The 20,722-nt window shown below is 65.6% G+C and carries 14 protein-coding genes; 7 read left to right on the top strand and 7 right to left on the bottom strand.

Annotation, left to right across the window (positions count from 1 at the left end; genetic code table 11):
• Nucleotide 1 precedes the first annotated feature (1 nt).
• Complete coding sequence (locus CD932_RS06160) at nt 2–985, top strand: endonuclease/exonuclease/phosphatase family protein (RefSeq protein WP_094441862.1); 984 nt, start codon at nt 2–4, stop codon at nt 983–985.
• Here CD932_RS06160 and CD932_RS06165 read toward each other — a convergent pair.
• Complete coding sequence (locus tag CD932_RS06165; protein WP_254926484.1) at nt 963–3,494, bottom strand: EAL domain-containing protein; 2,532 nt, start codon at nt 3,492–3,494, stop codon at nt 963–965. The genes CD932_RS06160 and CD932_RS06165 overlap by 23 nt on opposite strands.
• A 289-nt stretch (nt 3,495–3,783) precedes the next feature.
• Between CD932_RS06165 and CD932_RS06170 the strand changes: the two genes are divergently transcribed.
• From CD932_RS06170 to CD932_RS06180, 3 genes are all read left to right on the top strand, one after another.
• Entirely contained in the window at nt 3,784–5,025 is a 1,242-nt protein-coding gene (locus tag CD932_RS06170) for an efflux RND transporter periplasmic adaptor subunit (RefSeq protein ID WP_094441863.1), read from the top strand.
• 3 nt (nt 5,026–5,028) lie between these two features.
• The gene (locus CD932_RS06175; protein ID WP_094441864.1) at nt 5,029–8,157 is read left to right on the top strand and encodes an efflux RND transporter permease subunit; all 3,129 of its coding nucleotides are present in this window, start codon (nt 5,029–5,031) and stop codon (nt 8,155–8,157) included.
• A gap of 359 nt (nt 8,158–8,516) precedes the next feature.
• Entirely contained in the window at nt 8,517–9,239 is a 723-nt protein-coding gene (locus CD932_RS06180) for an MgtC/SapB family protein (RefSeq protein ID WP_094441865.1), read from the top strand.
• A 9-nt stretch (nt 9,240–9,248) separates the two neighbouring features.
• On the opposite strand, the gene CD932_RS06185 is transcribed toward CD932_RS06180, so the two are convergent.
• Entirely contained in the window at nt 9,249–10,646 is a 1,398-nt protein-coding gene (locus tag CD932_RS06185; RefSeq protein ID WP_094441866.1) for a cell wall metabolism sensor histidine kinase WalK, read from the bottom strand.
• Entirely contained in the window at nt 10,639–11,319 is a 681-nt protein-coding gene (locus CD932_RS06190; protein WP_065309806.1) for a response regulator transcription factor, read from the bottom strand. Before CD932_RS06190 ends, CD932_RS06185 begins: the two co-directional genes overlap by 8 nt.
• 224 nt (nt 11,320–11,543) lie before the next feature.
• Between CD932_RS06190 and CD932_RS06195 the strand changes: the two genes are divergently transcribed.
• From CD932_RS06195 to CD932_RS06205, 3 genes are read left to right on the top strand one after another with little or no spacing between them, the layout of a single operon-like run.
• Complete coding sequence (locus tag CD932_RS06195; RefSeq protein WP_094441867.1) at nt 11,544–12,683, top strand: efflux RND transporter periplasmic adaptor subunit; 1,140 nt, start codon at nt 11,544–11,546, stop codon at nt 12,681–12,683.
• Nucleotides 12,676–15,789, top strand: a complete 3,114-nt coding sequence (locus tag CD932_RS06200; protein WP_094441868.1) for an efflux RND transporter permease subunit — start codon at nt 12,676–12,678, stop codon at nt 15,787–15,789. The genes CD932_RS06195 and CD932_RS06200 overlap by 8 nt, the downstream gene beginning before the upstream one ends.
• Nucleotides 15,776–17,053: a TolC family protein gene (locus CD932_RS06205; RefSeq protein WP_094441869.1), complete on the top strand. Its 1,278-nt coding sequence runs from the start codon at nt 15,776–15,778 to the stop codon at nt 17,051–17,053. The genes CD932_RS06200 and CD932_RS06205 overlap by 14 nt, the downstream gene beginning before the upstream one ends.
• A 52-nt stretch (nt 17,054–17,105) precedes the next feature.
• Here CD932_RS06205 and CD932_RS06210 read toward each other — a convergent pair whose 3' ends face one another.
• The 4 genes from CD932_RS06210 to CD932_RS06225 form a co-directional block, all read right to left on the bottom strand.
• A complete protein-coding gene (locus CD932_RS06210; RefSeq protein WP_094441870.1) occupies nt 17,106–17,324 on the bottom strand; it encodes a hypothetical protein in 219 nt (72 codons plus the stop codon).
• Nucleotides 17,325–17,403: 79 nt separating this feature from the next.
• The gene (xerD, locus tag CD932_RS06215; protein ID WP_094443489.1) at nt 17,404–18,318 is read right to left on the bottom strand and encodes a site-specific tyrosine recombinase XerD; all 915 of its coding nucleotides are present in this window, start codon (nt 18,316–18,318) and stop codon (nt 17,404–17,406) included.
• 450 nt (nt 18,319–18,768) lie between these two features.
• Nucleotides 18,769–20,049, bottom strand: a complete 1,281-nt coding sequence (locus CD932_RS06220) for a TRAP transporter large permease (RefSeq protein ID WP_094441871.1) — start codon at nt 20,047–20,049, stop codon at nt 18,769–18,771.
• Nucleotides 20,046–20,618: a TRAP transporter small permease gene (locus CD932_RS06225; protein ID WP_094441872.1), complete on the bottom strand. Its 573-nt coding sequence runs from the start codon at nt 20,616–20,618 to the stop codon at nt 20,046–20,048. Before CD932_RS06225 ends, CD932_RS06220 begins: the two co-directional genes overlap by 4 nt.
• Nucleotides 20,619–20,722 lie beyond the last annotated feature (104 nt).

Here is a 20,722-nt window from a genome sequence, read left to right on the forward strand (position 1 = left end):
TATGCAGCAAGAAATACGCTTTGCCACCTTCAATGTCTGCAATCTTGCCCCGCCGGGCGCCAAGCTGTACGATAACCTGGCGCCCTTGAGCCAGGAACAGTACGACGCCAAGGCGGAATGGACGGCGCACCAGATCGATCTGCTGGGTGCCGACGTGATCGGTTTCCAGGAAGTATTCTCGCAAGGCGCCCTGCGCGACGTGCTGTCGCGCACCCGCCACTACCGCGACGCGGTGCAGGCCGGCTACGATGCGCCGGACGGCCCGGAACGCCTGCTGCCGACCGTGGCGCTGGTGTCGCGCCTGCCGCTGGCCGGCCCCAGCGTGGCCTACGCCGACTTTCCCGCCGGCGTGGCCATGCCGGCCGACGGCCACCCGGAAGACGCCACCCTGTCGCGCTTTGCCCGCCCGCCCCTGCATGCGCAGGTGATACTGCCCGGTGGCCAGATCACCGACGTGCTGGTGGTGCATCTGAAGTCGCGCCGGCCCGACTACCGCCACGGCGACGGCGCCGACGCGCGCAGCTATGCGCTGGCCAACCTGCGCTCGCTGCAGCGGCGCGGCGCCGAAGCGGTGGCGCTGCGCGTGCTGGTGAACGACCTGGGCCGCAGCGGCCGGCCCTGCATCGTGCTCGGCGACTTCAACGATATCGCCAGTGCCGTCACCACCTCCATCGTGATGGGCGCCGGCGCGCCGTGCGAACCGGGCGCCGACCTGCCCGAAATGCGCGAGCGCCTGTACGACTGCAACGCCATCCAGCTGCGCCAGGACTACCTGCGCCACGTGGGCTATACCAATGTGCACGACAGCACCTACATGACGATCGACCATATCCTCGTCTCCGAACACTTCCACCCTGCTTCGCCACGCGCCATCGGTGCGGTGCAGGACGTGCTGTACGTGAACGACCACTTGCTGCAGGCGCTGCCGCAGGCGTCGGACCACGGGCAGGTGGTGGCGCGCATCAAGCTGTTGAATCTTGGCTGACCAGCAGCCTTCCCAGCACGCTGCCCTCGATCTGCGCGCTGGCGTGGCGGCCCTGGTACTGGTCGCAGCCCTGCTCGCACAGGTAGCTCAGTTGCTGCGCCGTTTCCACGCCTTCGGCGATCACCGTCAGGTGCAGCTGGCGCGCCATGGCGATGATGGTGGCGGCCACGGCCAGATCGTCGCCTTGCAAAAACGATGGGTCGATCTTCAGCTTGTCGACCGGGTACTGGCGCAGGCAGGACAGGCGCGAGTAGCCGGTGCCGAAGTCGTCGATGCTGATGGTCACGCCCAGCGCGCGCAGCTGCGCCAGCATATCGGCCAGGCGCGCGCCGCCTTTCATCAGGATGCTTTCCGTTACCTCCAGCTCCAGGCACGCGGGCGGCAGGCCGGCGGCCAGCAGCGCTTCGCGCACGCTGTGCAGCAGGTTGTTCTGCATGCACTGCGCGGCTGACAGGTTGACGCAGATGGCCAGCAAGTGGCCCGCGTCATGCCAGGCGCGGGCGCGCAGGCAGGCCTGGCGCAGCACCCAGCCGCCGATCTGCACCATCAGCCCGCATTCCTCGGCCACGGCGATAAAGCGTTCGGGCAGCAACAGGCCCAGTTGCGGGTGGCGCCAGCGCAGCAGCGCTTCGCAGGCGATGACGGCGCCGCTGGCGATGGCGATCACGGGCTGGCAGTCGAGCACGAATTGGTCCTTGCCCAGCGCCGCGCGCAAGTCGTGTTCCAGGCTGGCGCGCTCGATGATGTGGGCGTTCATGTCGGCGTTAAAGAACTGAAAATTGTCGCGGCCGCAGCTCTTGGCGTGGTACATGGCAACGTCGGCGTTGTGCATCAGGGCGTCGATGCTGTCGCCGTCGCCTGGAAACACCGACACGCCGATCGAGACCGATACATGCAGCTCATATTCGCCCAGCTGATAGACCTGGGTGACGGCCTGCAGCACGCTGGCCGCCACGTGGGCCGCCTGGTCGGCGCCGCCCACTTCGGCCAGCAGGATGACGAATTCGTCGCCGCCGTGGCGGCTGACCGTATCGACGCCGCGCACGCAGCGCACCAGGCGCCGCGCCACTTCCTTGAGCAGCAGATCGCCCACATGGTGGCCCATGCTGTCGTTGATATGCTTGAAGTGGTCGAGGTCGAGGTACAGCAGCGCCAGCATGTGCAGCTTGCGCCGCGCGGCGGCCAGCGCCAGCGACAGCCGGTCGCGCAGCAGCACGCGGTTCGGCAGGTCGGTCAGAAAATCATGCTCGGCCAGGTGGCGCGTCTGCGCCTCGTCTTTCTTGCGCTCGCTGATGTCGAGCAGGATGGCCATGTAGTTGCTGGCCTGGCCAGCATGGTCGCCGATGGCGGTGAGTGACAGCCAGGCCGGATACGGCGCGCCGGCCTTGCGCGGCGCCAGGAACTCGCCCTGCCAGTGGCCTTCGCTCCGCACCGCGTCCCAGGCTTGCGCCAGCACCGCTTGCTGTTCGGCGCTGGCCACATCAATGAATCTCCGGCCCAGCAGGTCTTCCAGGCGGTAGCCGCTGATGTCGCTATAGGCCGGGTTCATGCTGACCACGCAATGCTGCTCGTCCATCACCACGATGGCCTCGCGCGCATGCTCGAGCACCTGCGCGGCCAGGTACAGCGCACGCTCGGCCAGCTTGCGCGCGGAGATATCGCGTACCACGGCATAGAACAGATAGCTGTGGTCCACCGTGACGGAGGTGAGCAGCACTTCGCCCCAGAACAATTCGCCCAGGCAGGTCAGGTAGCGCCATTCGTAGCGGCGGTTGCCGTCCGCGTGCGCCTGCGCCGCCATCTGCGCGCCCAGCGCGGCGGAGAGTTCACCACCGGGCTGGCGCAGCGGCGAAAAATCGCTGAGGCGCCGCCCCAGCAGGCGTTGCCGGTCTTCACACTGGAACAGGGCCACGGCGGCCGGATTGGCTTCGGCGATATGCTCGTCGCGCAGCAGCACGATGGCGTCGGCAGATTTGTCATACAGCTGGCGGAAGTGGTCGGCCATCAGCAGCAGCGCGCCGACCGGCGTACCGTCCTGGCTGCCGGCCGTAATGTCGACGTCGATGCACACCACATGGCGCACCCTGCCCTCGTGCAGCAGCGGGAACAGCGTGGAACAGAAACAGCGCGCGCCGGCGCCGTCCAGCGCCACCTGCCACAGGCGCGCCGGCCTGGCCTTGCCGCCGGCCAGCGCCAGCGCCAGTTCCGGCCCGAAGCCGTCGGCCAGTTCGCCGGCCAGTTCCGGCGCGGCGGCCTGCGCCACCCTGGTCCAGGGCTGGCCGGCGGCCTGCTCGGTGCGCACGCCATACAGGCGCGCCGCGCCCGGACTCCAGTAGCGCACGATGCCGTCGCGGTCGATGCCGCGCACCGCCATGCCGGGTGCCTGCTCGACGGCGGCGGCGATAATGGCCAGGAAATCGAGCGCCTGGGCGGCCAGCCCCGCGTCCGCAGGCGCGCAGGCCAGCAAACGGCCCGGCGACGCGGCGGCCCTGGCAATCGGATCTACCATGCGCTCCCCTTCCGCTTCACGGCCCGCCCGGTGGCGCAACCATCGCCCCCATTCTTGCCCGCCAGCGTATCGGCTTATTGAGACTGCACAAGCATCGCGTCCCGCTCCCGTCGCCTCACCGTGCATTCCAGCCCCGTTTTTGTGCAATCTGTCGCATCGGACTGGCACGCTGGCGGCAATCTTCATAAAGTGGCAACATGCGTATCGTCGTGAACGGATCCCGTGGCAGGCGTGCCATGGTCCCGCCACGGCGGTACGCTACCCGAATGCCTATCCTGAAAAGTATCCTATGAAAAACGAGACAACGTCCCCGCTCCCGCCGTTACCTTTTGCCAACACCCGCCGCCCGCGCCGCTGGCGCGCGCCCGTGCTGATCCTGCTGGTGCTGGCCCTGGCGGGCGGCGGCTGGACGGTGATGCAGTCAAAACAACAATCGGCCAGGGCGGCCGAGGCGCAGGCGGCGAAGAAACAGGAAAAAACGCCCGTGCATGAACTGGCGCAAGGCGACGTGGCCGCCATCAGCGCGCGCGCCCTGAGCGTCAGCCTGCCCTTGTCCGGTTCGCTCGCGCCCCTGAACCAGGCCACCATCAAGGCCAAGGTGTCCGGTGAAATCCGCGAAACGACGGTGCAGGAAGGCCAGCAGGTGTCCAGCGGCCAGGTGCTGCTGCGCCTGGACGCGGCCGATCAGCGCGCACGCCTGACGCAGCAGCAGGCCATGCTCGACGAAGCGCAGGCGCGCTTGTCGATGGCCAGCAAGAATGAAGCGAACAGCCAGGCGCTGTTGAAGCAAAAGTACATTTCCCAGACCGCCTACGACACGACGCAGAACTCGGTCGATCTGGCGCGCGCCAGCGTGAAGTCCGCCGCCGCCATGGTCGAGATCGCCCGCATCGCGCTGGCCGACACCGTGATCCGCGCGCCGATGGCCGGCATCGTCAGCAAGCGCCATGTGCAGGCCGGCGAAAAGGTCGCGCCCGACATGCCCGTCTACACCATCGTCAACCTGGCCCAGCTGACGCTGGAGGCGCCCGTGCCCAGTGCGGAAATCCCGCGCATCAGGATCGGCCAGGAGGTGCGCTTCAAGGTCGACGGCTTTGGCGCGCGCGACTTTACCGGCAAGGTGGCGCGCATCAACCCCACCACCGAAAGCGGCTCGCGCGCCATGCTGGTGTATATCGCCGTCGACAATGGCGATGGCGCCCTGCGCGGCGGCATGTTCGCCAAGGGCAGCATCGTCACCGAACGCTCAAGCGTCGCGCCGATGGTGCCCTTGACGGCGGTGCGCACGGAAAAGCGCGGCACGGTGGTCTACGCCGTGGTCGACAACAAGGTGGTCGAACAGCCCGTGACCCTGGGCCTGCGCAACGAGGACGAAGGCTATGCGGAGGTCAAGGAGGGCCTCGCAGCCGGCACCAGGGTCATCGTCGCCAGGCTCGACGGCGTCAAGCCCGGTCATGGCGTGACCTTCAGCGCGCCGTCTTCCGCGACGGCCGTGGCCACGCCTCCGGCCGCGCCGGCACCGAAAGGCTGAGCCATGTGGATGACCAAAGTCAGTATCCAGAACCCCGTGTTCGCCACCATGGTCATGGTGGCGCTGGTGGTGCTGGGCGTGTTCTCGTACCGCGGCCTGGGCGTGGAAAGCATGCCCAGCGTGCAGTTTCCGTTTGCCGCCATTGAAGTAAGCTATCCGGGCGCCTCGCCCGAAGCGGTGGAAAACGACATTACGCGGCCGATCGAAGACGCCGTCAACACCGTCAGCGGCATCAAGACCATCCGCGCCAACTCGTGGGAAGGACGCGCTGGCGTCTACCTGGAATTCGAGCTGTCGACCAATATGGACAAGGCCATGCAGGACCTGCGCGACAAGGTGGCCCTGGTGCGCCCGCGCTTTCCCAAGGAAGCCAAGGACCCGTTCATCGCGCGCGCCGAAGGCGACAATGAACGCCCGATCGCCACCATCGTGCTGACCTCCACCGGGCATGATCTGCGCGAGCTGTCGACCATGACGGAACAGGTGCTCAGCAAGCGCTTCCAGAGCGTGGCCGGGGTCGGCCAGGTCAAGCTGCGCGGCCTGCGCGCGCGCCAGATTTTGATCAGCATGAAACCGGTCGAACTCAATGCCCAGGGCATCGGCGTCGATGAAGTGATCCGCGCCATCCAGGCCACCAATACCAATCTGCCGGCCGGCTCGATCAGCCATGGCGCGGCCGAGCAGCTGGTGCGGGTCGAAGGCAAGATCAAGGATGCGCGTGAATTTGGCAAGATCATCGTCGCGCGCCGCGCCGTCGGCCCGGTCTACCTGGACCAGGTGGCGACCGTCGTCGATGGCGCGCAGGAAGAGCTGTCGATCTCGCGCATGAATGGCCGGCAGGCCGTGACCATGGAAATTACCAAGGTGCAGGACGCCAATGTGGTCGAAGTGGGCACCGGCATCCTGAAAGTCGCCGCCGACCTGCAAAAGACGCTGCCGGCCGACATCAGCCTGCGGGTGCTCGACGACGAATCGGCGCGCGTGCAAAGCCAGCTCAATAACGTCAAGCGCACCATCATCGAAGGCGCGGTGCTCACCATGGTGATCGTGTTCCTGTTCCTGCACTCGTGGCGCAGCACCATCATCACCGGCTTGACCTTGCCCATTTCCGTGCTGGCCAGCTTTATCGCCATGAAGGCGTTTGGCTTTACACTGAACTTCCTCACGCTGATGGCGCTGTCCCTGTGCATCGGCCTGTTGATCGACGACGCCATCGTGGTGCGCGAGAACATCGTGCGGCACTTGGGCATGGGCAAGAACCACTACAAGGCGGCCAACGACGGCACCAATGAAATCGGCCTGGCCGTGATGGCCACCACCTTTGCCATCGTTGCCGTGTTCGTGCCGGTCGCTTTCATGGACGGCATTATCGGCCGTTTCTTCCTGCAGTTCGGCATCACGGTGGCGGTGGCGGTGCTGGTGTCGCTGTTCGTCAGCTTCACGCTCGACCCGATGCTGTCGTCGGTGTGGCGCGACCCCGTCAAGGACCGCTTCAAGTATGCGCCGTGGCTGGGCCGCTTCATGGCCTGGCTGGAAACGGGCATCGACCGCCTGCACCTCTGGTATGGCAAGGTGCTGGCCGTGGCCCTGCGCTGGCGCAAGACCACCCTGGCCACCGCCCTGGCGCTGTTCGTCGGCAGCCTGATGCTGGTACCCATGATCGGCGGCGAGATGTTCCCTGAAACCGACCAGGGCTGGGTCAACCTGCGCTTCAAGACGCCGGTCGGCTCCAGCCTGGAATACACCGACAGCAAAGTGCGCCAGATCGAGCAGGCTTTGAAAGAATTCCCCGAAATCGACAGCCTGGTGGCCAACGTCGGCACCCCGGATGGCCGCAACGCCGCCGAAGTGAATCTGAAGCTGACGGATGTGAAAACCCACAAGCGGCGCTCGCAGCAGGAACTGGAAAAGCTGATCCGCGAACGCCTGGCGCCGATTGCCGGCATCACCCTGTCGGTGGGCCAGCGGCCGATCTTTATCGCCATTTTAGGTACCGACGAAGGCAAGCTCGATGCGGTGGCCCACACCCTGATGGCCAAGATGCGTACCATCAAGGGCCTGGCCGACATGGAGTACAGCCAGGAAGGCGCCAACCCGTCGACCACCATCAAGATCAACAACGAACTGGCCAGCGACCTGGGTCTGTCGGTGCAGCAGATCGGCAATGCGCTGCGCCCCTTTGTCGCTGGCGACACGGTCAGCCACTGGCTGGCGTCCGACGGGCAGAACTACGATGTCAACGTGCAGCTGCCCAAATCGGGCCGCCAGAAAGTGGCCGACCTGGCCGACCTGTCGCTGGCGTCCAGCAAGCTCGATGCGAACGGCAAGCCGATCATGATCCCGCTGCGCCAGGTGGTCGACTTCGTGCCGTCGTCCAGTCCGCAGGTATTGAAACGCCAGGCGCTGCAGCGCCGGGTCGCCATCTATGCCGGCGTGCAGGGCCGCCCGGCCGGCGATGTCGACGCCGATGTGCAAAAGGCCATCAAGTCGATCGCGCTGCCGCCCGGCGTGCGCTTCGACGTGGCCGGCAATGCACAGCAGATGGCCGAAACCATGGGCGGCGCGATGATGGCGCTGGGGATCGCGGTGATCTTCATCTACCTGGTGCTCGCTTCGCAGTTCGGCAGCTTTTTGCAGCCGATCGCCATCATGGTGTCCTTGCCGCTGTCGCTGATCGGCGTGCTGCTGGCCTTGTTAATCACCGGCAGCACCCTGAATATCTTCTCGGTGATCGGCTTTATCATGCTGATGGGGCTGGTGACGAAAAACGCCATCTTGCTGGTCGACTTTACCAACCAGCGCCAGCGCGAAGGCCTGGGCCAGTTCGCCGCGCTGATGGAAGCGGGCCAGGTGCGCCTGCGGCCGATTTTGATGACCACGCTGGCGATGGTGTTCGGCATGCTGCCGATGGCCATCGGCATGGGCGACGGCGGCGAATCGCAGGCGCCGATGGGACGCGCCGTGATCGGCGGCGTGCTCACCTCGACCCTGTTGACGCTGGTGGTGGTGCCGGTGGCCTACACCTATCTCGACAGCCTGGGCAAGCGCGCGGCGCGCTTCTTTGGCGGCGGCGCCCATGAACCTGACATCGACGACGACGGCAAGCTCGCCGTCGCCGGCAAGGCGCATTAACGCTGCAACGGTCGCCTTCACCGTCCCCGCATTGGCGGGGACGACGCGGCGGCTGCCTGAAGAGAGCTTCAGTTGACCAACGCTGCGGCGCTGGCTAGACTGTCCCCGTTATCAATGATATGGAGTAACTCGTGGGTGCATGTTCCAGTGACAGTAGCCGATCGACCATCGGTGTTCGACCCTAGACAAGACGCGCTCACACCGCTCGCCTTGCTCCGGACAAGGTGCGGTTCCCAACGCGGCGAGTTCCTCGCCGCACCTCCCTCCTGATCGTTCCACCGTCATCGTCTGCTGCCCTTCGCGGGGCGGTTTTGCCACGCCCTTGCACTTGCCTGTTGCTCCCCAGCCGGGAGAAACTGATGGTGATATTTGACTTTGCGCTGCGCGTGGCCGCAGCATTGACCCTGGGCGCCATGATCGGCGCCGAACGCCAGCTGCGCCAGCGCATGGCCGGTCTGCGCACCAATGCACTGGTGTCGGTCGGCGCCTCGCTGTTCGTGATGGTGTCGGCGCTCGATGGCGACCGCTCCGGCCAGATGCGCATCGCCGCGCAGGTGGTGTCAGGCATCGGCTTTTTGGGCGCCGGCGTCATCATGCGCGAAGGCATGACGGTGCGCGGCCTGAATACGGCCGCCACCCTGTGGTGCTCGGCCGCCATCGGCGTGCTGTGCGGCCTGGGCTTTCCACTGGAAGCGGCGATCGGCACGGGCTTCGTGCTGGTTGCCAACCTGGTGCTGCGCCACCTGGCCCAGCGCATCAACACGCATGGCAGCGCCGCCGGCATCGAGATGGAAAGCATCTACCGCGTCACGGCCGTGTGCGAGGCGCAGCAGGAAATCGTGGTGCGCAAACTCATGCTGCGCCTGATCAGCGGCATGCCGGCGCTGATGCTGCAGTCCTTGCACAGCGAGGACGCGGCGCAGGCCGGGCGCATCGAAGTGCGGGCCGACCTGCTCACGCCGGTGGCCAGCCTGGGCCTGCTGGAGCAGATCGTCAGCCAGGTCAGCCTGGAAGGCAGCGTCTCGGCCGTGCGCTGGGCGCTGGTCAACAATGCGGAATTTGTCGCCGAACGGGGCGTCTGACGCGACGCTTTAATGTGAAGCGGGCAGGCGCATGGTAAACAACGCGCCGCCGCCAGGCCGGTTGCACGCCTCGATGCGCCCGCCATAGGCGTGCACGATGGCTTGCGACAGCGCCAGGCCCAGGCCGAAGCCGGGCGCTTCGCCTGCGCGCGCCTGCGCGCCTCGGTAAAACCGTTCGAACAGGTGCGGCAGGTCTTCCACGCCGATGCCTGCACCCGCGTCGGCCACGCCAACGAGTGCATCGCCGCCGTCGCGCGTGACGTGCACCGTGATCAGGCTGCCGAAAGGCGAAAATTTGACGGCGTTATCAAACAGGTTGGCCAGCACCAGATCGGCGGGGCCGGCCGCCACGCGCGCATGCACGGGGCCACCCTCGTCGAACACGATGCGGATGCCGCGCTGCGCCGCCACGTTCTCGAGCCGCCGGGCGGCGGCGCGCGCCAGTGGCGCCAGGTCCACCGTTTCGAGCGCATTGCGCTCCTGGCCCGCGTCGAGCCGGGTGAGCATCAGCAGCTCTTCGACCAGAGTCGTCAGGCGTTGCACTTCATCGAGGCAGGACGCCAGCGCCTCGACATAGTCAGACGTATCGCGCGGGCGGCGCAGGGTGATTTCGATTTCCGTGCGCAGGCGCGACAGCGGCGAGCGCAATTCGTGCGAGGCGTCGGCCGTAAAGCGGCGCTGCGCCTCGTAGCCGTTTTCCAGGCGGTCGAGCATGGCGTTCAAGGTATCGACCAGGCGGCCGATTTCATCCTGGGTGCCGGCATGGGCCAGGCGCTGGTCCAGACTGGCCTCGCCGATCGAGCGCGCCTGGCGCACCACGTCGTCGATGGCGCCCAGCACGCGGCGCGCCAGCATTTCGCCGGCCAGGCCGACGGCCGCCAGCAGCGCCAGCGCCATCGCGCCGAACAGCAGGGTGGCGGCGGCCAGCACGCTGTTGACGTCATCGAGCGAGCCGGCCACCTGCACCGCCAGCCGCTCGTTTGAACCGCGCACCGGGATCGACACCATGCGCACCGGTTCCTCGCCAAACCTGGGCAGGGTTTCGAACACGGTCTGGCCGGCCGCCAGGCGCGCCAGCAGGATGGCATCGGCCGGCAGCTGCGCCGCGTCCAGGTTGCGGCTGCGCGCCAGTACGCGGCCCTGGCCGTCGATGATCTGCACCAGGCGGTCGAGCCGCACCAGCGACGGCGGCGCGCCTGCGGACGCCACCTCGTGCACCTTGACAGGCTGGCGCGGCGCGGCCGGCAGCATCGCCATTTCCGTCTCGCCCAGCGCCAGCAAGGCCGCATCGAGCTGGCCGTGCACGGCGCGCGCCAGGCCCCAGTAGCCGGCCAGCGCGGTGCAGGCGACGATGGCCAGGATCACCGCCAGATGCACCAGCAGCAAGCGCTTGCGAAAGCTAACCACCGCTGTTTTCCGCCAGGCGGAAGCCGCGCCCGCGCACCGTGTGGATCAGCTGCGCCATCCCCGGCGCATCGACTTTGCCGCGCAAATTGCGCACATGGACGTCGATCAGGTTGTCGATGCCGATCAGGTCCGCCTGCCAGATCTGCTCGGCCAGGCGCGCGCGGCTGACCACTTCGCCCGCCTGGCGCAGCAATATCAACAGAATCGCGTATTCCTTGGGCGTGAGCACCAGCGGCGCGCCGGCGCGCGTGACCTGATGGCTGACCGGGTCGAGCGTCAGGTCGGCCAGCGCCAGCACCAGCGGGCGGCTGATATCGGAGCGGCGCAGCAGCGCGCGGATGCGCGCCAGCAGTTCCTCGAATTCGAACGGCTTGGTCAGGTAGTCGTCGGCGCCCGTGTTCAGGCCTGCGACCCGGTCGGCGGTGGCGTCGCGCGCGGTCAGCATCAGCACCGGCGTCTGGATCGCGCGCGCGCGCAGGTCGCGGCAAAAGTCGATGCCCTGCTTGCCCGGCAACATCCAGTCGAGCACGATCAGGTCGTAGTCGACGGCGTAGCTTTCGTCCTCGCCCTCTTCGGCGCTGTGCGCCACGTCGACCACAAATCCTTCTTCCTGCAAGCCGCGCGCCAGCAGCCGCGCCGCCTTGCGGTCGTCTTCCACCAAGAGGATTCTCATGCCTGCCTTTCGCGCTGCGCCGTCAGCTTAGGGATCAGCCTGCATTTTACCGCGCAGCCCCCGCTGGCAGCCGAATCTGAAGAAGGATTCAGGCTTTCTTGGGAGCATCTTCAGGACCAGCTTGCTATGCTTTCGGGGCGCTGTTGTGACCACCGCATTCTACTGCCCGCCTGGGCAAGGCATCCACGCATGCCCCCTACCCACCAACAACAAGGAAACACGGGATGAACACGAGCACCCCCAACGCCATGACCATGGGCGCATGCGCCCTGGCCGTCGCCCTCGCCTGCACGGGCCTGGCCGGCTGCGGCAAGGCCAGCGAGGCGGCCCAGCCGCAGCCGCAGGCGCAATTGCGCCATCTGGACGATGGCAGCATCGAAGTGAACAAGACAGCGCCGCTGCGCCAGCGCCTGCAGGTCGAACCGGCGCTCGAACGGGAGATCGCCACCGAGACCGAAGCGCCGGGCAGCATCGAGGCGATGCCGGAAAAACTGGTGCGCATCACGCCGCCGGTGGCCGGACGCATCACGCGCCTGCAACGCACGCTGGGCGACAGCGTCAAGGCTGGCGACGCGCTGTTTACGCTGGACTCGGCCGAACTGAGCGCCGCCTACGCGGAGCACAGCAAGGCCAGCTCGGCCCTGCTGCAGGCGCGCCAGGAACTGCAGCGCCAGAAGACCCTGTTCGAAGCGGAGATCGCCGCGCGCAAAGATTACGAAGCGGCGCAGGCCGGCTACGACCAGGCCAGCAGCGACGCCCAGGCCAGCGCCGACAAGCTGGCCCAGTATGGCGCCGGCGCACGCGGTTCGCGCCGCGACTACGTGCTGCGCTCGCCGATTGCCGGCACCGTGATCGCCATGGATGGCGCCCAGGGCGGCTACTGGAACGATATCAATGCGCCCGTGATGACGGTGGCCGACCTGTCGACGGTCTGGCTGTCGGCCAATGTGGCCGAAAAAGACCTGGCGCAGGTGGCCGTCGGCCAGGTTGCACGCATCCATGTCGACGCCTGGCCCGGCAAGTCGTTCGAAGGCAAGGTCGCCTATGTCGGCGCCATGCTCGACGCCGACACGCGCACGGTGAAGGTGCGCGTGGCCATCGACAACCGCGCCGGCACGTTCAAGCCGGGCATGTTCGCGCGCGCCACTTTTACCGGTGCGAGCCGGCGCGCCATCCTGGTGCCGGCCTCGGCCCTGCTGCAAGCGGGACTCGACACGCGCGTGATGGTCGAACGCGGCGCGCTGCGCTTTGCGCCAACGGTAGTGCAGGTAGGCGCCAGCCACGGCGACCAGGTGGAAATCCTGTCGGGGCTGCGGGCCGGCGAACGCATCGTGGCCAAGGAAGGAGTGCTGCTCAATGATTGACCGCCTGATCGCCACCTGCTGCCAGCGGCGCGGCATCGTCTGGCTGGTGCTGCTGTTCGTCGCCATCTACGGCGTCTACAGCTGGAAGCAGCTGCCCATCGAAGCCTATCCCGATATTGCCGACGTCACCTCGCAGATCGTCACGCAAGTGCCGGGCCTGGGCGCCGAGGAAATCGAACAGCAGATCACGATTCCGCTCGAGCGCGCGCTGCTGGGTACGCCCGGCATGCATGTGCTGCGCACGCGCAGCCTGTTCGCGCTGTCGCTGGTGACCGTGGTGTTCGAGGACGGCAGCGACGGCTACTTCACGCGCCAGCGGCTGCAGGAGCGCATGGATACCGTCAACCTGCCCTACGGCGCCAAGCCGGCGCTCGACCCCTACACCTCGCCCACCGGCGAGATCTACCGCTATACGCTGGAATCGAAAACGCGCAGCCTGCGCGAACTGTCCGAGCTGCAGTTCTGGACCGTGATCCCGCGCCTGCAGCAGGTGCGCGGCGTGGCCGGCGTCAGCAATTTCGGCGGCCTGACGACGCAATTCATGCTGGAGCTCGACCCGGCAAAACTGTCCAGCTACGGGCTGTCGCTGGCCCAGGTCAAGGACGCCATCAACGCCAATAATATCAGCGGCGGCGGCAGCGTGATCGACCGTGGCCAGCAGTCCTACGTGGTGCGCGGCGTGGGCCTGCTGCATTCGCTGGACGACATGGGCAATGTGGTGGTGACGTCCAAAAATGGCGTGCCGGTGCTGGTCAAGGACCTGGGCAAGCTCGCCTACGGCAACGTCGAACGGCGCGGCGTGCTGGGCAAGGACAACAATCCCGACACCATCGAAGGCATCACCCTGCTGCTGAAGGACTTCAATCCGTCCGAGGCGCTGGCCGGCATCCATGCGGCCGTCGACGAACTCAATACGCGCCAGCTGCCGAAAGACGTCAAAATCGTGCCGTATCTTGACCGCAGCTCGCTGATCGACGCCACCTTGCACACGGTCGGCTCGACCCTGGGCGAAGGCATGCTGCTGGTGGCCCTAGTGCTGCTGCTGTTCCTGGGCAGCCCGCGCGCGGCCGCCATCGTTGCGCTGACGATCCCGCTGGCGCTGCTGATCGCCTTTATCTTCATGCATCATTTTAAAATTCCCGCCAACCTGCTGTCGCTGGGGGCGATCGACTTCGGCATCCTGGTCGACGGTTCGGTGGTGGTGCTGGAAAACCTGCTGCGCCGCCGCGAGCGCGAGCAGCAGCGGCCCTTGAGCATCGAGGACGCCATCGAGGCGACGTTGCAGGTGGCGCGCCCCATCATGTTCGGCATGGCCGTCATCATCGCCGCCTATTTGCCGCTGTTCGCCTTCCAGCGCATCGAATACAAGCTGTTTTCGCCGATGGCCTACGCGGTCGGCGCGGCGCTGGTGGGTGCGCTGGTGGTGGCGCTGGTGCTGATCCCTGGCCTGGCCTGGATCGCCTTGCGCAAGCCGCGCCCCATGTTCCACAACCGCGCGCTGGAAAAGCTGGCCGCGCTGTACGGCCGCTTCCTGGAGCGGGCGGTAGGCGGCAGGCGCTGGGTGGTGATGGTGTGCGCCGCCTCGCTGGCCGGCCTGGCGCTGCTGGGCGCGACCATCGGCCGCGACTTCCTGCCTTATCTTGATGAAGGCTCCTTGTGGCTGCAGGTGCAGATGCCGCCCGGCATCACGCTGGAAAAAGCGTCCATCATGGCCAGCGAATTGCGCCACGCCGCGCTGGAGTTTCCGGAAGTGTCGACCATCGTCACGCAGACCGGGCGCAATGACGACGGCACCGATTACTGGACGCCGTCGCATATCGAAGCGAGCGTGGGCCTGCAGCCGTACAAAAGCTGGAAGTCGGGCATGGACAAGCAGCAGCTGATCGCCAAGATGAACGAACGCTTCGCGCGCATGCCCGGCTACACGGTGGCCTTCATGCAGCCGATGATCGACGGCGTGCAGGACAAGCTGTCGGGCGCGCACAGCGACCTGACGGTCAAGATCTTCGGCAATGACCTCGATGAAGTGCGCACCCTGGCCGGCAAGGTGGCCAAGGTGCTGCGCACCGTGCCGGGCGCCTCCGACGTGGCGGTCGACGTCGAGCCGCCGCTGCCGAACCTGAAAGTGGAACTCGATCGCGCGGCCGCCGCCCGCTACGGCATCAACGCGGCCGACGTGGCCGACCTGATCTCGACCGGCATCGGCGGCGCGCCGATCGGCCAGCTGTATGTAGGCGAGAAAAGCTACAGCATCGCCGTGCGCTTTCCACTGGCCATGCGATCAAACCCCGACGCCATCGCCGGCCTGATGCTGACCGCCGCCAATGGCGCGCGGATTCCTCTGGCGCAGGTGGCCACCATCAGCACCACCTCGGGCGAGAGCGTGATCGTGCGCGAAATGGGGCGGCGCCACATCATCGTGCGCCTGAACGCCCGTGGCCGCGACCTGGCCAGCTTCCTGGCCGAAGCGCGTCCGCTGCTGGACCAGGCCGTCGCCTACGACCACCAGCGCATCAACATGGAATGGGGCGGCCAGTTCGAGAACCTGCAGCGCGCGCAAAGCCGCCTGGCCATCATTTTGCCGATGACCCTGGGCGCCATGTTCTTGCTGCTGTTCTGCCAGTTCCGCAACCTGCGCCAGCCGGCGCTGGTGCTGCTGGCCGTGCCGCTGGCCATGCTCGGCGGCCTGGCCGCGCTGCACCTGCGCGGCATGACCCTGAACGTATCGAGCGCGGTCGGCTTTATCGCCCTGTTCGGCGTGGCCGTCCTGAACGCCGTGCTGATGCTGGCGCAGCTCAACCGGCTGCGGCTGCAGGAAAACAAAAGCCTGCGCGAGGCCGTGCTCGAAGGCGCGCGCGACCGCATGCGCCCGGTGCTGATGACGGCCACCGTGGCCGCCCTGGGCCTGACACCCGCCATGCTGGCCACGGGCCTGGGCAGCGATGTGCAGCGCCCGCTGGCGACGGTGGTGGTGGGTGGCCTGGTGACGGCTACCGCCTTGACCCTGCTGCTGTTGCCGGCTCTGTATTACCTGATCGAGGCGCACATGATCAAACGGGCCGAGCGCCAGCATCCAACCGAGGGAGAAACCCATGACAAGATTTAATTACTTCCTGGCCGCCTGCCTGATGAGCCCCTGCGCCATGGCCGCGCCGCTGAGTTTTGACGCCTATCTGTCGGCCGTGGAGCACAACAGCCTGGAACTGCAGGCGCAGCAGGAAAGCATCACCTCGGCCAAAGCCGGCATCGGCATCGCCGGCCTGCGCCCCGACCCGCAATTTTCGCTCGGCGCGGGGCGCGAGGCGGTGCAGTCGCTGCCGCGCCATCCCGTGACCTGGACGCCGGCGCTGGCCATGACGATCGAGACGGGCGGCAAGCGCGACGCGCGCATCAAGGCCGCGCACAGCAACGTGGCGCTGGCCGAGGAAAACGTGGCCGGCTTCAAAAGCGCGCTGTACGCGAGCAGCGCGGCCGCCTTTACGGAAGCGTGCCGCACGCGCGACGTGGTGGCGCGCAAGGAGCAGACCCTGGCGGCGCTGTCAAAAGTGGTAGCCGCCAATGAGGTGCGGCGCAAGGCGGGCGACGTGGGCGGCATCGAGCTGCTGCAGTCGCGCGTCGAACGCGACCGGTTCCAGGCCGAGCTGCTGCAGGCGCGCAGCGATGCGCACAGCGCGCAGCTGGCCTTGTCGCCGCCGCTGGGCCGCCCGTTCGACGAGCTGTTCCCCGAGGCGCAGCTGGCCTGCGAGGTGCTTGAATTTGACGGCGGCACCAGCAGCGCGCTGCTGGCGCAGGCGCTCGATGCGCGCAGCGACGTGCGCATCGCCCGCGCCACCTTGGACAATCTGCGCGACGGCGCGGCGCTGGTGCGCGCCAACCGCTCGGTCGACCCGACCGTGACCCTGGGCCTGTCCGCCGTGCGCGGCTACCATGGCGGCGTTGATGGCAATGGCGCAGCGGTTGACGGCACGGCCCGTTCGCGCGCCGTGACGCTCACGCTGGCCGTGCCGATTCCGCTGTCGCGGCGCGACCATGGCGACGTGGTGCAGGCCGAAGCGGGCGTGACGCAAGCGATGCTGGCGCTGCGCCAGGCCGAGCTGCAGGCACAGATCCAGGTGCGCACGGCGCAGTTGCAACTGCGCGCGGCGCAGGACAAGCTGGCGCGCTACCACGACGGCGTGCTGGTCGACGCGCAAAAAGTGGTGGACGGCCTGCGCCTGTCCTACTTCAGTGGCAACGCCTCGCTGCTGGAGTGGCTGGCGGCGCAGCGCTCGGCCGACGATGCCTGGCAGGGCTATCTGCAGGCGCGCGCCGATGCCGCCAATGCCAGCACGCAGCTGCAACTGGCCATCGGCCGGCGGCCGGTGCTGTAAGGGAAGAAAGACAGCCGGCGCGGTGAGTCCGCGCCGGAGAGGAACGAAAAAATTACTGCGGCTGGGCTGGCGCGTCGCCTTCAGCCGTGTTGGTACCAGACTCGTCGGCGTCATCGGCGTCGTCGGTTTCTGCGCCCGCTTCACCTTCGCTGCCATCAGCCGCCTTCGGATTGTTTTTCGCTTCCAGCTTGCGCCTGGCTTTTTCCTCGGCTTTCTTCTTCTTTTCCAGCTCTTTTTGCCGTTTTTCGTATTGGAAATTTGTCTTGGCCATTTACTACCTCTTTAATGTTTGTTGTGACAGATAAGCGCACTAGCCACATTATGACGCAGTTAGGCCAAATGCAAAATTTTCAGCCCCGCGGATGATGTTCGGCATGTAACAACTTCAGCCGTTCGCGCGCCACATGGGTATAGATCTGGGTAGTGGAAATATCGGCGTGCCCCAGTAACAATTGCACCACACGCAAGTCGGCGCCGTGGTTCAGCAAATGCGTGGCAAACGCGTGGCGCAAGGTGTGCGGCGACAGGGGCGACGTGATGCCGGCGTGCATCGCATGTTTCTTGATGATGAGCCAGAACATCTGCCGCGTCATGGCGCCGCCGCGGCGCGTGACGAACAGCGCGTCATCCATCTGGCCGTCGAGAATAACGGCACGCGCTTGCTTCAGGTAACGCTCGATCCATTGCCGCGCCTGCCCGCCGAACGGTACCAGACGCGTCTTGTCGCCCTTGCCCGTGATGCGCAGCACGCCATCGTTCAGGCTCAGTTCCACCGTTTTCAGGTCCACCAGTTCCGACACGCGCAGGCCGCTCGCATACATTAATTCAAGCATCGTGCGCTCGCGCAGGCCCAGCGGCGTGGCCACGTCGGGCGCGGCCAGCAGCGCTTCGACCTGCGCTTCGGAGAGGGTATGGACGAAACGCGCGGGCTGCCTGGCCGACACCAGCTTCAGGCAGGGATCGACATCGATATGTTTCTGGCGCAGCGCCAGTTGGTAAAAGCGCTTGAGCACCGACAGGCGGCGGTTCGAGGACGTGGCCTTGCTGTCGTCGTGGCGGGCCGTGAAATAGGCTTCGATGTCGGCCGTGCTGACGTCGAACAGGCTGTCGCGCCCGGGGAGGTTCACTTCCAGCCAGCGCGCGAACAGGCGCATGTCGCGCCGGTAGGCGTCGAGCGAGTTCTTCGACAGGCCGTCTTCCAGCCACAGGCTGTCGCAGAATTCATCGATCAGGGTGGCATTATCGGGCGCAAGCAGGCTGTTCATCATCGGCACGGTCGCGATCAAAAAATTAAATGTGGTAAATATACAACTGGAACTGGCTGTCCGCGCACCAGAAAGTGGCGTGCACCTGATTATGCCTGCACCAAGGGCGGGGAGGTGATGGTGTGCGGCGGACGAAAAAAAAGCGCACCAGCCGGTGCGCTTCAAGTATTTCTTCACGTTCCCGGTCGTTTGGGTCCGCCGGTGACAGCTTGTGGCCGCAGACAGCGATGACTCAACAACTTCTGTGAAACGTGTGTCTCCTCAATATATCCCCGGTATCAATACCGTTTTTATAGACCACTCCCCCCACCAACCATATAACCAATTCTGTCTTGCCTGCCTTGCTGACGGACCGTAGCAACTCGTCCATGTTTCCCCCTTAAGGCCGCCCATCATAACGTATTTAATCTGCAGGATCGACTTTTTTTGCACCATGACGTGGCAGGCCGATCAGCTATAAATTAAATTTGGCAGCCACAGCGATATTTGTGGTACGTACGTAATGAGCATGAGGAAGGCCAGCATGGTCAGCAGCCATGGCATCACCGCCACGGTCAGCTCGGAAATACCCATCTTGGTGATGCCGGAGGCGACATACAAGTTCAATCCGACGGGCGGATGACACATGCCGACTTCCATGTTGACCACGATCAGAATGCCGAAATGCACGGGATCGATGCCCAGTTTCATGGCCACGGGGAACAGGATGGGCGCCATGATCAGCACGATCGACGATGGCTCCATCACATTGCCGGCCAGCAGCAGCAGGACGTTGACCACCAACAGGAAGCTGATCACGCCCAGGCCCTTGCCCGTGATCCACTCGGCCATCGCTTGTGGAATATTCTCGCTGGTCATCAGGAACGAGAACAGCACGGCGTTGGTGATGATGTACAGCAACATCGCCGACATGGCGGCCGAATCGAGCAGCACTTTGCCCACCTGCTTGAGTTTCAGGTCCTTGTAGACAAAGACGGCGATGAAGAAGGCATACACGGCGGCCATGGCAGCCGCTTCCGTCGGCGTAAAGGCGCCAGAGTAGATTCCCCCCATGACGATGACGATCAACAACAATCCCCAGGCACTTTTCTTGAACGTGACGAAGCGCTCGCCCCAGCTGGCCTTTTTCATGCGCGGATAGTTGTGCTTGCGCGCCAAAAACCAGGTGGTCAGGCCCAGCAGCATGGCCAGCATCATGCCGGGAATCACGCCTGCCATGAACAGCTTGCCGACCGAGGTGTTGGTGCTGACCGAATACATCACCATCACGATCGATGGCGGAATCAGAATGCCCAGGGCACCCGAAGTGGTGATGACGCCGGCGCCAAAGCCGCGCGGATAACCCTGCTTGACCATGGCCGGCAGGATGATCGAGCCGATGGCCACCACGGTGGCCGGGCTCGAACCGGAGACGGCGGCAAACAGCGCGCACGCCATCACGCCGGCCAGCGCCAGCCCGCCATGCCAGTGTCCGACCATGGAACTGGCAAAGTTGATCATGCGCCGCGCCACCCCGCCATGCGTGAGGAAGTTGCCCGCCAGGATAAAAAACGGAATGGCCATGATCTCGAACTTCTCGATGCCCGTGAAAATCTTCAGGGCCACCGATTCGATCGGCACGCTGGTCATGGTAAACAGGAAGGTCAGCACCGTCAGACCCAGCGAGATGGAGATCGGCATGCCTGTCAGCATCAGTGCCAGCAATAACACAAAGATAATCAGGGCATTCATGCTTTGGCTCCTTTTTCTTCGGCGGCCAATTCTTCATCGAGGCCTTCGACATGCGAATGGTCGTGTTTGGGCAAGGCGCCGGTCTTGATGAAATGCACCATCACCTGCATGAAACGGAAACACATCAGATAGGAACCCAGCGGCACGGCCAGGTAGACGATCCACATCGGCATTTCCATGTCGGCCGAGGTCTGGTCGGTATGGCCGATGGACCAGACGAAGCTCGCTCCCAGCGTTCCCACGATGGCGGTAAACAGCGCGCCGGCGCCCAGACCGAAGACGATGAAACGATCGCGCCAGCGCGGGTTCATGCGGTTGATCAGCACATCGACGCCCACATGGATGCCGGTGCGCACGCCATAGGCGGCGCCGAACTTGGCCATCCAGACGAACATGTAGATGCACAGCTCCTGGGCCCAGCTGGTATTGATTTGAATCAGATAGTCTTGCACGCCCGGAATGGGCAGGCCGGAAAGGTAGCGGTGCACGACCGCCACGAAGATGATGAAGGTGGCCGCGCCCATCAGGGACGCGATCAGCCACTCTTCCAGGTGATCCAGAAATTTCATGATCGACTCTCAAAGAAATGCGGGTGCAGGAACGCCTGCGCAGGACGCGCAGGCGAGGTTCGGGCATCAATGGCGGGAGCGTTCCCCCGCCCGCCGCGCAGCGG

The sequence above is a fragment of the Janthinobacterium sp. PC23-8 genome (genome assembly GCF_002250505.1).
In the GTDB taxonomy this organism is placed as follows: Bacteria; Pseudomonadota; Gammaproteobacteria; order Burkholderiales; family Burkholderiaceae_D; genus Janthinobacterium.

Coding starts and splice junctions, on each gene's coding strand:
- CD932_RS06190 (WP_065309806.1), bottom strand. CDS start 11,319: ATGAGAATCCTCTTGGTGGAAGACGACCGCAAGGCGGCGCGGCTGCTG.
- CD932_RS06200 (WP_094441868.1), top strand. CDS start 12,676: ATGATTGACCGCCTGATCGCCACCTGCTGCCAGCGGCGCGGCATCGTC.
- CD932_RS06205 (WP_094441869.1), top strand. CDS start 15,776: ATGACAAGATTTAATTACTTCCTGGCCGCCTGCCTGATGAGCCCCTGC.
- xerD (WP_094443489.1), bottom strand. CDS start 18,318: ATGAACAGCCTGCTTGCGCCCGATAATGCCACCCTGATCGATGAATTC.
- CD932_RS06225 (WP_094441872.1), bottom strand. CDS start 20,618: ATGAAATTTCTGGATCACCTGGAAGAGTGGCTGATCGCGTCCCTGATG.
- CD932_RS06160 (WP_094441862.1), top strand. CDS start 2: ATGCAGCAAGAAATACGCTTTGCCACCTTCAATGTCTGCAATCTTGCC.
- CD932_RS06180 (WP_094441865.1), top strand. CDS start 8,517: ATGGTGATATTTGACTTTGCGCTGCGCGTGGCCGCAGCATTGACCCTG.
- CD932_RS06175 (WP_094441864.1), top strand. CDS start 5,029: ATGTGGATGACCAAAGTCAGTATCCAGAACCCCGTGTTCGCCACCATG.
- CD932_RS06170 (WP_094441863.1), top strand. CDS start 3,784: ATGAAAAACGAGACAACGTCCCCGCTCCCGCCGTTACCTTTTGCCAAC.
- CD932_RS06220 (WP_094441871.1), bottom strand. CDS start 20,049: ATGAATGCCCTGATTATCTTTGTGTTATTGCTGGCACTGATGCTGACA.
- CD932_RS06195 (WP_094441867.1), top strand. CDS start 11,544: ATGAACACGAGCACCCCCAACGCCATGACCATGGGCGCATGCGCCCTG.
- CD932_RS06165 (WP_254926484.1), bottom strand. CDS start 3,494: ATGGTAGATCCGATTGCCAGGGCCGCCGCGTCGCCGGGCCGTTTGCTG.
- CD932_RS06210 (WP_094441870.1), bottom strand. CDS start 17,324: ATGGCCAAGACAAATTTCCAATACGAAAAACGGCAAAAAGAGCTGGAA.